The organism is Pedobacter sp. N23S346, from assembly GCF_048515415.1.
Lineage (GTDB): Bacteria > Bacteroidota > Bacteroidia > Sphingobacteriales > Sphingobacteriaceae > Pedobacter.
In genome coordinates this window covers 108546-122460 of sequence record NZ_JBLYEE010000006.1, presented here as the reverse complement: position 1 = coordinate 122460, position 13915 = coordinate 108546, and the positions used below count along the sequence as shown (strand labels likewise).

Here is a 13915-nt window from a genome sequence, read left to right as displayed (position 1 = left end):
TGCTGTTAAAACGCATTTTTTCTAAAGAGTTATAATTATGCTGCTCGAATGAAAAAATGTATTTTTTTTTGATGCTAAATGTCAAATTAGTCGTTGGACTATAGATAACTATTGTATTTTGCCTAAGATTGTTGATTGTTAAATACTATTTAACAATCAACTCTGTTTTTATGCCAATCAAAAGATCTTCGATTACAATGCGCTTATTTGTTGATTGCATTTGTTAACGAAGCTAATCAAGATGCGCATCATGATCAAAAATGAGATTTCATTATCGTTTTTTGCTAAAATAGGCAGATCCATACTGATTAACTGGCCTTTTAAGCATATTTATAAAGAACTTCAAAAAGCCAGGCGACTCAATACATTCCGTTCAAGGTTTGTAAATATGTCTGTCCACGATCTGGGTACCCCATTATCGAATATTAAACTCAGTATTGAGATTTGTAAAATGCTATTGGATAATAAACCGGATCAAAAAAAATTAGATAGGGTTACAGAGAAGTTAGATCATATTCTTGCCGAAACCGATAGAATCTCGACCATGATCAACGCTTTGTTTGAGGTAAATAATAGCGAAGATTGCCGATTGCCTTATCTGCCAGATACTGTTCGGTTCAATGATTTTATTTATAGTTATCTGGAAAATTATGGGAGGGAGATAGTTGGCGAAAGAAACTTGCAAATCTCTCTTTTTACAGATGATGCCATGGTATTCATAGACCCTGCTTTAATGACGAGTGTTATTGAAAACATCATCAGTAATGCTGTAAAATACTCACCCGATGATACTCCAATATCTATTCGCACCAAAGATCTGCATGATCATGTGTTATTGGAAGTAAGGGATCTGGGCATAGGGATTTCAGCAGACGATAAACCTTTTCTTTTCCAGGAGTTTTTCAGGGCAAAAAACGTCGGAAAAATTCCCGGCTCAGGCCTCGGATTGTCAATTGCTAAAACCTATGTAGAAATGAACCATGGAACAATAGAAATTGAAAGCATCGCTAACAAAGGCACTATTGTTAAAATTACTTTAGCAAAGTTAATTGAATAGATACTGCACCCAAAGTCTTTCTGCTAATTTTTAATATTGAACTTCAATCAAAATTTAATATTTAATTATGTCTATCAAATCAAGGCTAAGGATAATTATTAAGCTTATCCGCTATCTTTTTATAAAAAATGTTGATTCGTGGTCTGAGGTAGAGAATAAAGTATCATTAAAAATTATTATTTTCATTCTGCCAGATGATTAAAAAGCGTTGATTTAACACCATTAGATATTGGTATTTAGCTCTGATAGATAAAGCAAATCATTTATTGATCATCTAGCTAAATTTGATTGGAAAGTACTTTTGAAATAAGCGCTGCTTTTGAGTTGACATTAAATTTAATGTAAATGTTTTTAAGATGTTGATTAATCGTAGTAGGCTTCAATCCAAGTTTTATTGCTGCACCTTTGTAGGATAAACCCTCTATTAGACATTCTGCAACCTGTTTTTCTCGGGGAGTTAAAGTCTCAAATTCCTTTTCTTTCTTTTTGTGCAGTTGGCCAATGTATTCGAATATTTTTTTTATAGCCAATGGACTTGTTGCTACACCACCTGATTTGTAGGTATCCAAAGATAGCTTAATTTCATTCAAAGGCATTCCTTTTACCAGATAACCGAGTGCACCACTTTGCACCGACTTAATGATATATTCAACATCCTTATAGGCTGTTAGCATAACAATAATTACCTTTGGATAATATTTTTTAAGGATAGGAATCGCATCTATTCCAGAAATATCCGGAAGATTAATATCCAGCAATATGATATCGGCGTTAAAAGAACTGTCTTTATTGCTCTTTTCAAAAATGCCGAAGCTCTTAAAAGCAAAACTAACCTGATACTCTTCCTGCAGATCAAAATAATCATTATAATTTCTAAGAAGATATTCGTTATCTTCAATGATTCCGATTTTTGTTATTTTTTGAGACATGGGATGTGACAGAAATATTGCAAGGATTAGATTTTTAAGGAAAACAGAAAATTATCCAGCAAATTGCTGGTGCTGAGCATTTGTGCTTTAATGTCAGAGTAGTATTCGCTTTTGTTTCTTCCTGCTGTATTTGTTTTAGAACTCATCATTTCCAGAAGTTCAATGCTGGATAAAATTCCGGCGTGGGCGGAATTGATGTCATGCAGAAAATCTTTTAATAGCTTAATTCTTCTTATTTGTTGTTCATTTTCGTCGCTTAAATGTTTGAGCAAAGTATTTTGCTCTTCTCTCCATTTGGTAATGTCGATAAATGTTCCCCATACCATACTACTATTTGTATACTTATCATTTTTAAGTAGGTTGGCGGTTACCCATTTAAAAGAATTTATCGTCTTTATTTTTAATTCGATATTCAAACTTCGCTGTTGATTGCTAAACATAAAATCTTTGATTTGTTTAATTTGTTCTTGGTCTTCAAGGTAGGAGAAGATAGATTGCTGAAGTGAATATTGGATATCATATCCAGAAAGATAAGTCCAGGGATTATTTAGTTTAATGAATTTACCGGTTGAATCAAGATTAAAAACAACCTCTGTCAAAAGATGGTTAATCTCGTTTTCCAATTGCATCCTTAAATCAAGTCCCGTTGCCCTCATATTTTCAACATTTCCCCTTAGTTTACTCATATCTGTTGTATATGGCATGATTATTCGTGAATTATAAAATCTTAAATGAACGTGTAGATCGCCATTTTTTTTGTAAACGTAATAATGGTATTTGATCTTCCATGATGCGTGTGCTATTTTCTTTTAATAGGATAGACATTAGTTATAAACTAAACCATTATATTTTGAAGGCAATTCAGAAATACCGCAATGGATTTTTTAGCTCAAATCACATTAAAATTGATAGTTCTAAATCTTGGCGTGCAAAAAAAAATATAATACTGGTTGAATAGAAAAATAGTTTATACCTCAAAGAAAGGTGAATGGCGTATATTCTGTGTTACTTATTTAAGGGATATTAACAGGAAGAAAGACTTTTTTTTTAGAACTATTTTATATTACATTCTAGTAGCTATTATAGCAATTATGTTTAGCTAATTGATAATAATTAGTATTGTCAATTCTAGTTTGGTAGAAATGACTAATTATATTTTTGATTACTTTTGGGAATCAATCTAACTTTAATTACTAACTTAATAGTAATAATCTGCGGAGAATAAGTTTTGAGAAATCTCTATCTCCTTTTTCCTTGAAACATAAATACAGCCCTAATATTATCGAATATTAGGGCTGTATGTGAAGTTGATTTACATTAAGACTGTATCTGTGATGTGCATAAAAATATCTGGTAGCCTATTGGCTTCCTGTATATATTTTTATATCAGTATTATAATTTTAGTGCTTATAAGGCAGCCAAAAGAAATCATTCTTATGCCTGCTTTAAATTAAATTTTAGAGGATAGTAATGCATTTCTGCATGTGAGTGAAAATCTGGTTATAAGATAATAAGACTATTGGTCGGTATCTTTAATACATCTTATTGAAAAGCCATATTTCATAAATACCGGATCTCTTTGGATATTGGCAAAAGCCTGGAAAACCCTCGAACTCCAGTGATACATTTCAAAACTGCCCTGGGTGGTCCAATAATAACCATTACTCTGGCGCATATAGAAATTTCCATTCACATCTCGATAGCCACCGGGGCGTGCAGAAAAGCCAGTTGAGTTGGTTCCTGTAGTAGGCGATGGTAGCCAGTGTAAATTTCCCGCTTCTTTTAATAAAGTGGCTGCGATGGTATCAGAACCAATAAATTGCAACAGTTCGTTTAGGTCCGTTTCAGTAGGGATTCGCCAACCTTTAGGTGCAATTTCTCTTTTATCGCCAATGCAGTACCAGTTATAGAGCAAGCCATAATCTTTAATATTAGAATTTTCCAGGTTATAGGCGCTATAGGCCGGAAGATCAGTGGCTTTCCACCCTGTCTTCGTATCCTGTTGTGCAATAGTATCGCCATTTCTAAATCTGGTGGTTTTCAGGTTTTCTACCATCCAGGTTTGTTTCCCAATTTGAACACTATGGTAAATGTTGCCATCAATATCTGTAAAGGTATCGCTGTTCCCACAGCCATAAACAATTGTAATGAATAGGAAAGAAATCAGGTAGGCGATGTTTTTTATTAAAAAAATCTTCATATTCTAAAATTGACAGGTCGAACTATTTCATGTTGAAAAAGGCAATCTCACCTTCATTTTCATAAATGATAATGTTATCCTGCTCCAGTTTTTTAATCAGGAATCCATTTTTTTGAAGCAATAAAGAACTGGTGGATGGTTTTACGATATCCGTACGTCCGGCTGGTTTGATTTCAATGCAGAAGTCTACACCTGTTTTTTCCAAAAGGCCAATTGTAAAAGGCGAAAGCCAGTAGCGATATTGGCGACCATCGGATAGGGCAATGGCTACCTTAAGCACATCATGATCTCGAACAATATACCCGAAGTCACTCTTCTGATCGTTGTTAATATCAGTTGTAGCGGTAGCAGGTAGCGTTTCTGCATCATAAAAATCCCAGAATAAAGGCGCATAATCTGATTTTTTGATCGGTACCAGGTTTGGATATTTTTGCTGCAAACTTTTAACTATTTTCTCTGGAAAAGTATAAGCAGCATTATAAACGGGAACAGGCTTAACAGTTTTTTCTGCGTTGTTTTCAGATGGGACATGACAGCCTATGCTCAGTTGAATCAGAATAAAATAAAGAACAAAAGAAAATGCTACACTTTTGAGATTAAATAAGCGGCAAATTAAATACCGCCTATTTAATAATTGGATCTTACCAACTGCCATTTGTAGCGGTGTAGGTTTGTCCGTTAACTTTTGTACTGCAATTTACCGCATTTTGATGTTGTACGTTCGGGTGTCCATTACTTACTGTACCTGCTAAAACTTTGGTATTAGTTGCATCCTGTAATAAAATTCCTTGTATAGCAGTATTGGCGATATCTACGGTGTTCACTGTGCAGCCGTTACTGCCTGTAACACTAAAAAAACCACGGCCACTACCACGTGAATAAACTTTTGCACAGGTAATGTTTGGACCATTGCTATTGGCGCAGCGAAAGGTAGCATAGCCGGTAACCGAACCAGTGGTGCTATTATTGGTGCCGGTAACTGTGCCTACAGTGCCATTTTTCGACTGATTAAGTAAAACACCACAGGCTGCATTATTGCTCGATGTAACATTGCCGATGCTGAAACCATCAAGTCCATAGGTTTCGATAGAATTATCGCCGCCCGTAATGTTAATGGTTCCGCTTACTGTTAGGTTGCTGGTAGAACCTGAGCTGTTATCCACCCTGATCCCCAGGCCGAGATCTGTTGCAGGAGGTGAAATATTCATGGTAATGTTGCTGATGTTCATACCCGTGCAACCTTTAAACCAGATGCCATATCGTGGCTTGCCCGTTACTTTTAGATTTTTAACTTCGATATTTGATTTTCGATCTGCCCATACAGGGATAATTAGCGCATCGCCACTATTTGCATTAAAAGTATTACCAGAAAAATCAAGACCGGTATTGCTTGCCATGTTTACATATTTCAGCGATCCACCCGAACTTCCTGATGCTCCGGAGGTGCGAATCGTTACCCATTCTTTAACTGTTCTTCCGGAAGAGAGTCCGTTTATTGCAGCTTGGATTGCTTGAATGTAATTGGTGCCCGTGTATTTATTTACGCCATTTACAGTGGCTGTAAAGTTTCCCCCAGTGCCGGTAACCTCTCCTGATGACGTCGCTGCGGTTGCGGCGGCGGTAGCCATTAATTTCGATTGATTACTGAAGGTTGCCAGTTCTGAGGGATCCTGCAGATTGTCGGATTTCTTGCACCCGTTTAAAGAAAATAAAAGCATAAAAACAGCCAGGCCTTGCCAGGTTACTTTTTGAATTTTTTGATTCATGTGAGTTTTATAATTTGGTTTACTCAAATCTATTAACCTTTAATTTACAAACCGTCATGTACAGTTATGTCTATTAAAAAATACATTCTTGTTTTGTGTGAAAAGTCTGTAACGCCTCGTTTAACCATACTAATATTTAGTGAACGTTTTAGCATTTAACATTGATCAAAGAAAGGAACCAGGTTTCAGTTTATGTGTATATTTTGCATTAAAAAATTATTAAATCTTTTCATAGAAACTAAGTTGTAACTTATTTGTATCTATTTCTGCTGGATTGGAGCACTTTGATAATTGAATTTGAAAGCCCATCGTTTGCTTTATAAAAATAAAAACGCACCTTTGCGAATCGCTAATAGAGGTTAAGGCATGTAGTAAAATAAATAGTTGTTTATGGAAGAATTGGTTGTAGAAGAGGTTCGGGAAATACTCGAAAGAGAGGATGATAAAGCGTTAAAGCAATATCTGGATGAGCTCAATATCTCTGATGTTGAAGCTTTGATTGACGAACTTCCCCAGTGTGCAGCTAAATTTATCGATACCATTTCACTTAACCGGGCAGTAAACGTTTTCAGAATTCTTGATTTCCCTACCCAGGAAAGGATCATTAAAAAACTTTCAGGCAATAAACTGAATCAAATCATTAAAGATTTGCCTCCTGATGATCGTACAGCACTTTTCGGAGAAATGAAGGGCGATGTAGTGAAAAAAATGATTTCATTGCTGCCTTCAGAAGAACGAAAAGAATCACTGGCACTTCTTGGTTATAATGAATATAGTATCGGCCGCTTAATGACTCCGGATTATATAGCTGTAAAGCCAGAATGGTCTGTAACCAGGGTATTGTCGCACATTAGGCGGTATGGAAAAAACTCTGAAACCATTGATGTGGTTTACGTGATTGACAAAGACGGAATTTTACTTGATGACATCAGAATCAGGGAAGTATTACTCGCCGATCCGGATGCGATTATTGGAGAACTTACCGATAAACGGTTTATTGCTTTAAAAGCGAATGATCCACAGGAAGATGCCATTAATATCTTTCGGATGAATAACCGGGTAGCTTTACCTGTTGTTGATGAAAATAATATCCTGCTTGGTATTGTAACCGTTGATGATATCCTTTGGATTGCCAATGAAGAGTATACTGAGGATATGCACAAAATAGGCGGTACCGAAGCATTGGATGAGCCCTATCTGGATACCTCTATTTTCAATCTGGTTAGAAAAAGGGTAGGTTGGTTAGCGATTTTAATGCTTGGAGAAATGCTCACCGCAACAGCCATGGGTTTTTTTGAAGGACAGATTCATAAAGCTACGGTTTTGGCTTTGTTTATTCCATTGATTATTTCATGTGGGGGAAACAGTGGTTCACAAGCCTCCACCTTAATTATACAGGCCATGGCGCTTGGAGAAGTAACCATTAAAGATTGGTGGCGGGTAATGCGTAGAGAACTTACTTCTGGCTTTTTATTAGGTTTTTGTTTAGGTATTATTGGTTTTGCAAGAATCTTTTTCTGGCACTTAGCCTGGCCTAATGCTTATGGCGAACATTGGGTATTAATTGCGCTTACCATTAGCGTTTCACTGGTTTTCGTGGTGCTATGGGGATCTTTAAGCGGATCAATGTTGCCAATCATCTTGAAAAGACTTGGCGCCGATCCTGCAACTTCATCAGCCCCTTTTGTAGCAACGTTGGTAGATGTTACCGGCCTGATTATATATTTCAGTTTTGCTTTACTATTTTTAAAAGGCGTTTTACTTTAAACTCATATTATGCAAAATAAAATCACAACCCTGTTTACTGATATTGGTGGCGTATTATTAACCAATGGATGGGATAGACATGCCAGGGGAGAGGCTTCTGTATTGTTTAATCTCGATTCTGTAGATCTCGAAGAACGTCATCACCTCACTTTCGATACCTATGAAGTTGGAAAGTTAACGCTCGATGAATACCTGGAACGCATTGTGTTTTTTAAGGAACGCACATTTTCTTATGACGATTTTAAAGAATTTATGTTCAAAAAATCATTGCCTTATCCGGAAATGATCAGGTTGATCTGTGATTTGAAAAAGAAATATAACCTGAAAGTTGCTGTAATTAGCAATGAAGGAAGAGAACTGAATCAGTACCGCATTAATACTTTTAAGTTAAATGAGTTTGTTGATTTTTTTGTTTCTTCAAGTTTTGTGCACTTCCGTAAGCCAGATGCAGATATTTTTAAGGTAGCTATTGATATCTCACAAAGTGATGTGGAAACGAGTTTGTACATTGATGACCGGATGCTTTTTGTTCAGGTAGCAGAAGGTTTGGGCTTAAAAGGAATTCACCATACCACTTACGAAGATACGAAAGCGCAGCTGGCATCTTATGGATTAGAGGTTTAACAGATAAGAGTTGTTAAATTTATCGAATAAGAGTTACTAACTTTCTGTGCTATCGTGCCATAAAAAGTTAGTAACTCTGGATTTTATTTAAACATTAAACCTGAAGTGCATGATGTCTCCGTCTTCCACTACGTAAGTTTTACCTTCAACACCTAATTTACCAGCATCTTTACATGCATTTTCAGATCCTAAGGTTACGAAATCATTGTATTTAATTACTTCCGCACGGATAAATCCTTTCTCGAAATCAGTGTGGATAACTCCAGCAGCCTGAGGCGCTGTAAAACCTTTCGTAATCGTCCATGCACGAACTTCCTGTACACCTGCCGTGAAGTAAGTGTAAAGATTTAATAATTTATAGGCCGCACGGATCAGTTTATTAACACCAGATTCATCTAAACCTAAATCAGCTAAAAACTCCTGGCGCTCTTCGTAGCTTTCCAGTTCTGCAATTTCTGATTCAATTTTAGCAGAAATTACCAAAACTTCGGCACGCTCATCAGCCACGCTTGCTTTTACCAAATCCACATATTTGTTGCCAGTTACTACAGAAGCCTCATCTACATTACAAACGTACATTACAGGCTTTTGAGTTAATAAACCCAAGTCTTCAATAAAGTCAAAATCATCCTGTGCCAAAGCAGCCGTACGGATCGATTTACCGTTTTCTAAATGTGCTTTAACAACGGTTAAAATTTCGTAGGTACGTTTAGCATCTTTATCACCACCCGTTTTAGCCATTTTCTCTACTTTTTGAATCCGTTTATCAACGGTATCCAAATCTTTAAGCTGTAATTCTGTATCAATAATCTCTTTATCACGAATCGGATCTACAGAACCATCAACATGGATTACGTTTCCATCATCGAAACAACGCAAAACATGGATAATGGCATTTGTTGCACGGATATTTCCTAAAAACTGGTTGCCTAAACCTTCACCTTTTGATGCACCTTTAACTAAACCAGCAATATCTACAATCTCAATGGTATTCGGTTGTACTTTATTTGGCTTAACCAATTCTGCCAGTTTAGTTAAGCGGTCATCAGGAACTGTAATTACGCCAACATTTGGTTCAATAGTACAAAAAGGGAAGTTTGCCGCTTGCGCTTTTGCGTTTGATAAACAGTTAAAAAGTGTCGATTTCCCTACGTTTGGTAAACCAACTATACCACATTGTAATGCCATTTATATTATAGTCTATAGTGTTTTGCAAAAATTAATTATTTTTAAGCGTTTCTAGTCCGTCGTTGTTCGTTTTTCGTCGATCGTTGTTCGTCCAGCGTTTTTCGTTCATCGTTTATGGTTGTCCATTTTCCCTTCCCCATTCTCCATTTTCTTTCCGCTTTCCGCTTTCCGCTTTCCGCTTTCCGCTTAAAAATCGGGCAAAGATAAGCTTTTAAACTGTTTAATTAAAGCTGCTAATTTGTCGTAAAGGGATATTTTATCTAAGTTTATCGAAAATTACAGATTATAAATATGGAAGATTTAGAAAACGAAGTGCCGCAGGAAGTGAAATTGATTGTAACGGAGGAAATGCGGAGCTATATTTATGATATCACCAAATGGGCAAAATTTTTGTCGTTTGTAGGGTTCGCGCTCGCCGCGCTGTTGGTTTTAGTTTCATTTAGCGTTTCATCACTTTTAGGAAGTAATCCTGCATTGGCAAAACAGTTTGGTGCGTTAGGGCAAAGCGGCTCAATAGCAATAACAATTATATATTTATTATTGGGTTTATTTTACTTCTATCCAAGCCTATTACTTCTCAGAATATCTAATCACGGTAAGCAAGGTGTGTTATTTGGAAGTCAGGAGAGTTTAAACACTGCATTACAAAATGTGAAATCGCTATTTAAATTTTGGGGAATCATTACCATTGTGGTAATTGTTGGTTATTTTTTCTTGATATTTCTGGTTGGAGCCGGAATGGCCGCTGTTTAACCTTTCCAAATAGCCGATATAAAATCATCGCATAACAAAAAAGCCTTTGTTTTTAGCAAAGGCTTTTTTGTTATATTTCTATTTAGAACGAAAAATCGTCGTTTGCTTTTGTATTGTGCTCACCATTTTCAACATATTCATAGCGTTTTTCAACAACATCCTGGTGAGATTTAATGTAATCAACAGTTTCATTTAAGCCTTCGGTAAATTTCTCAAAGTCTTCTTTGTATAAGAAAATTTTGTGCTTTACAAATACGCCGTCTTCTAATCTTTTTTTACTTTCGGTAACTGTTAAATAATAATCACCTGAGCGAGTAGCCTTCACGTCGAAGAAATAAGTTCTCTTGCCTGCTCTTACTTTCTTTGAAAAAACTTCTTCTCTTTCCTTGTTGTCGAATTCTCCCATGGTTGGTATTGATGTTGGTTTTTGGTTTCGGTAAATATAAAGCAAATATTTAAAGTTCAAAATACAATTTCATACAAATTAAATACTTCGTCCTTCTTCCTCCAAAAGTTGATTGTTATAAAGTTCCGTATAACGTGCATTTAGGCTAAGTAATTCACTGTGTGTACCTTGTTCGATGATTTTTCCATTATCCAATACCAAAATCTTATCTGCGTTTTTTATAGTGGAAATTCTGTGTGCAATCAAAATACTGGTTTTTCCCTTCATCATTTTTCCCAGATTTTGCAGAATTTCTTCCTCCGTTTTCGTATCTACAGCCGAAAGGCAATCATCAAATATTAAAATTTTAGGCGATTTTATGAGTGCTCTCGCAATCGATACCCGCTGTTTTTGTCCGCCAGACAACGTTATTCCGCGTTCTCCGAGCATGGTTTCAAACTTTTCATCAAAATCAATAATGTTATGGTAAACCGATGCATTCTTAGCCGCATCATAAACCTCGTCATCCGTAACCTGATCTAAACCAAAGGCAATATTGTTTCTAATGGTGTCAGAAAACAGGAAAACTTCCTGTGGAACAAAGCCAATCTGGGTTCTAAAGTTCTTTAAATTCAGCGACTTCAGGTTTTTTCCATCGGCGGAGATGGATCCATCCTGAACGTCGTACATCCGCATCATCAAATTAGCTAAAGTAGATTTTCCAGACCCGGTTTTACCGATAATGGCTACAAATTCTCCTGCTTTGATCTCAAAATTTAGATTTTTCAGTGCCTGGATGCCGGTATCAGGATAAGTAAAACTAACATTTTCGAACTTTAAATTACCCGTTATTTCTGTGTCGTCTAGTTCGTTCGATTCAATGTCTGATGGAATGTCTAAAAATTCGTTAATTCTTTTCTGTGAGGCAGCAGCCCGTTGAATGAGTGAGGTAACCCAGCCCAGCATGGTAACCGGGAAGGTAAGTTGGTTAATATAAATGATGAATTCTGCAATATTTCCGGTCGTGATGCTCCCATTCATTACCTGGATACCGCCGATATAAATGGTTAAAATAGTACTTAAGCCAATTAAAAGTAACATGGTTGGATAAAACAACGCAGAAACTTTTACCAAACTCATCGAGTCTTTCTTGTATTCGTTGCTTTGAATCTCGAACATGTTCCTGGTATAATCTTCCCGAACATAAGATTTTATAATCCTAATCCCCGAAAAGCGCTCTTGCACAAAACTGGAAAGCTCAGAAAGTCGTTCCTGAATTTTACCACTTTTCTTAAAAATCAATGTGTTTACATAATATATGATGATCACCAGAAAGGGGAGGGGCAATAAACAATAAATTGCCAGTTTGGAGTTTACATCAAACATAGACCAAACAATCAGTACTGATAAAACAAAAGTATTGATGGTATACATTATGGCTGGGCCAACATACATCCTAACCCGGTTTACATCTTCAGTTGCCCGGTTCATCAGGTCGCCTGTGTTATTCCTTCTGTAAAAACCTAAACTCAACTCCTGGTAATGCTGATAGATATCGTTTTTCATGTCGAATTCGATATGCCTCGACATTAGAATTATGGTTTGACGCATAAAAAACAGGAATAAGCCCCTCATGATATAAAGTGCAATCACTAAAAAACCAAAATAAAGAAGGTTGCTGCTAAATATACTGTAGATGATTTCTTGTCGCTCAAAGCCCTGAAAAAGGTTATAGATCTGTACATTTTCAGTAATTAAATCTACCGCATAACCGATTACCTGTGCTGGTACAACGCCAAAAATATTGGAAATGATCACAAAAATACTTCCAGGAATAATCCACCATTTATATTTTAGAAAATATTTATTTAGTCTGCGCAGATGTTTCATGTAATACAAACTTAGATAATTTTGTTATTTCAACCCGAATAATTATTCAATATACAGGCTTATAAAACTGAATAGGTTTACAGTAGCTTCTTATAAGGCTAAAGTAAATATCAAATCGATTAATTATTGCCAGATATGCTTTTGATAAATTAAAACTTGATTAGCGAAAGATTAGAATGAAATTAATTTCGTTATAGTTACTGAAAATACACGCATTAATGGTTTTTTTATTTTAATTTTGTAGCAAGTTAGCCGAACGTTCATATGCCAGCAAATTCTTCGTCAGATTCATCAATTTTAGAGCAATTAAGTGCTTATGGGCACAAGAAATTGGTTTTTTGTAATGATCCTGACACAGGTTTAAAGGCAATCATAGCCATTCACGATACCACTCTGGGGCCAGCTTTAGGCGGAACACGCATGTGGAGTTATGCTACTGAAGGAGAAGCTTTAGAAGATGCCTTGCGTTTATCCAGGGGAATGACGTATAAGGCTGCTATTACAGGATTGAATCTGGGTGGTGGAAAGGGCGTAATTATTGGTGATTCCAGAAAAGATAAAACTGAAACACTAATGCGCAGCTATGGCAGGTTTATTAAAAACCTGAATGGCGAATTCATTACCGCAGAAGAAATGGGAACCAATACGAAGGATATGGAATATATCCGGATGGAAACCAATCATGTTACCGGCGTGCCCGAGTCTATTGGCGGTGCCGGAAATCCTGCTCCATTTACTGCTCAAGGTGTTTATTTAGGAATCAAAGCCAGTGTTAAAGAGGTTTTTGGAACAGATATGCTTGCCGGAAGAACCATTGTAGTGCAGGGAATAGGAAACGTTGGAGAACATTTGGTTGCACTGCTTAGAAAAGAAAATGCCGAGGTATTAATTAGTGATATTAACCAGGAGCAACTTACCTATGTTGCACGAAAGTACAAAGCGAAACCAATAGAAGCGGATAAAATTTTCGGTATCGATGCCGATGTTTATGCACCTTGTGCAATGGGGGCCACCGTGAACAATAAAACCATAGCGCGGATGAAATTTGCAATTATTGCAGGTTCTGCAAATAATCAGCTTAAAGATGAGGTTCTGGATAGTGAATTGTTATTGAAAAAAGGAATTTTGTTCGCGCCTGATTACCTTATTAATGCAGGAGGACTAATTGCCTGTTATTCTGAGTTAACAGGTTTTGGTAAAAAACGAACTGTTCAGCTTACTGAAAATATTTACGATGCCACAAGGAGCGTAATTAAGTTGAGTAAGTCTGAAAAAATATCAACAAACATTGCTGCAAATCGAATTGCTGAAAAACGAATTGCCGACATTAAAAAAATTAAATCATCATATTAATAA

The 13915-nt window shown here is 36.2% G+C and carries 13 protein-coding genes; 5 read left to right on the top strand and 8 right to left on the bottom strand.

All coding sequences use genetic code 11. The annotated features are described in order from the left end of the window. The first annotated feature begins 250 nt into the window (after positions 1-250). Positions 251-1057, top strand: a complete 807-nt coding sequence (locus ACN1CD_RS12420; protein WP_419130708.1) for a sensor histidine kinase — start codon at positions 251-253, stop codon at positions 1055-1057. A 278-nt stretch (positions 1058-1335) separates the two neighbouring features. Here ACN1CD_RS12420 and ACN1CD_RS12415 read toward each other — a convergent pair whose 3' ends face one another. The 5 genes from ACN1CD_RS12415 to ACN1CD_RS12395 all read right to left on the bottom strand — a co-directional run bounded on the left by ACN1CD_RS12415 (position 1336) and on the right by ACN1CD_RS12395 (position 5952). Beyond that, complete coding sequence (locus ACN1CD_RS12415; RefSeq protein ID WP_419130707.1) at positions 1336-1986, bottom strand: response regulator; 651 nt, start codon at positions 1984-1986, stop codon at positions 1336-1338. Positions 1987-2012: 26 nt separating this feature from the next. Next, positions 2013-2672, bottom strand: coding sequence for a hypothetical protein (locus tag ACN1CD_RS12410; RefSeq protein WP_419130706.1), 660 nt, complete (start codon positions 2670-2672; stop codon positions 2013-2015). Positions 2673-3502: 830 nt separating this feature from the next. Beyond that, entirely contained in the window at positions 3503-4186 is a 684-nt protein-coding gene (locus ACN1CD_RS12405) for a fibrobacter succinogenes major paralogous domain-containing protein (RefSeq protein WP_419130705.1), read from the bottom strand. A gap of 22 nt (positions 4187-4208) precedes the next feature. After that, a complete protein-coding gene (locus tag ACN1CD_RS12400) occupies positions 4209-4841 on the bottom strand; it encodes a hypothetical protein (protein WP_419130704.1) in 633 nt (210 codons plus the stop codon). Then, positions 4828-5952 (bottom strand): hypothetical protein, encoded by a 1125-nt coding sequence (locus tag ACN1CD_RS12395; protein ID WP_419130703.1) that lies wholly within the window; start codon positions 5950-5952, stop codon positions 4828-4830. Before ACN1CD_RS12395 ends, ACN1CD_RS12400 begins: the two co-directional genes overlap by 14 nt. Positions 5953-6342: 390 nt before the next feature. Between ACN1CD_RS12395 and mgtE the strand changes: the two genes are divergently transcribed. Both mgtE and ACN1CD_RS12385 read left to right on the top strand, forming a co-directional pair. Continuing rightward, positions 6343-7719 (top strand): magnesium transporter, encoded by a 1377-nt coding sequence (mgtE, locus tag ACN1CD_RS12390; RefSeq protein WP_419130702.1) that lies wholly within the window; start codon positions 6343-6345, stop codon positions 7717-7719. A 9-nt stretch (positions 7720-7728) separates the two neighbouring features. Then, positions 7729-8343, top strand: coding sequence for an HAD hydrolase-like protein (locus ACN1CD_RS12385; protein ID WP_419130701.1), 615 nt, complete (start codon positions 7729-7731; stop codon positions 8341-8343). An 87-nt stretch (positions 8344-8430) separates the two neighbouring features. On the opposite strand, the gene ychF is transcribed toward ACN1CD_RS12385, so the two are convergent. After that, entirely contained in the window at positions 8431-9531 is a 1101-nt protein-coding gene (gene ychF / locus ACN1CD_RS12380; RefSeq protein WP_419130700.1) for a redox-regulated ATPase YchF, read from the bottom strand. A 291-nt stretch (positions 9532-9822) separates the two neighbouring features. Here ychF and ACN1CD_RS12375 point away from each other — a divergent pair, with 291 nt between their 5' ends. Continuing rightward, positions 9823-10284: a DUF5362 family protein gene (locus tag ACN1CD_RS12375; RefSeq protein ID WP_419130699.1), complete on the top strand. Its 462-nt coding sequence runs from the start codon at positions 9823-9825 to the stop codon at positions 10282-10284. Positions 10285-10366: 82 nt separating this feature from the next. Here ACN1CD_RS12375 and ACN1CD_RS12370 read toward each other — a convergent pair whose 3' ends face one another. Both ACN1CD_RS12370 and ACN1CD_RS12365 read right to left on the bottom strand, forming a co-directional pair. Then, positions 10367-10690, bottom strand: coding sequence for a DUF3276 family protein (locus tag ACN1CD_RS12370; protein WP_419130698.1), 324 nt, complete (start codon positions 10688-10690; stop codon positions 10367-10369). Between the two features lie 78 nt (positions 10691-10768). After that, entirely contained in the window at positions 10769-12559 is a 1791-nt protein-coding gene (locus tag ACN1CD_RS12365; RefSeq protein WP_419130697.1) for an ABC transporter ATP-binding protein, read from the bottom strand. 264 nt (positions 12560-12823) lie between these two features. Here ACN1CD_RS12365 and ACN1CD_RS12360 point away from each other — a divergent pair, with 264 nt between their 5' ends. Beyond that, positions 12824-13912 carry a Glu/Leu/Phe/Val dehydrogenase gene (locus ACN1CD_RS12360; protein ID WP_320465363.1) on the top strand — a complete coding sequence of 363 codons (1089 nt, stop codon included), beginning with the start codon at positions 12824-12826 and terminating at the stop codon, positions 13910-13912. Positions 13913-13915: the final 3 nt, after the last annotated feature.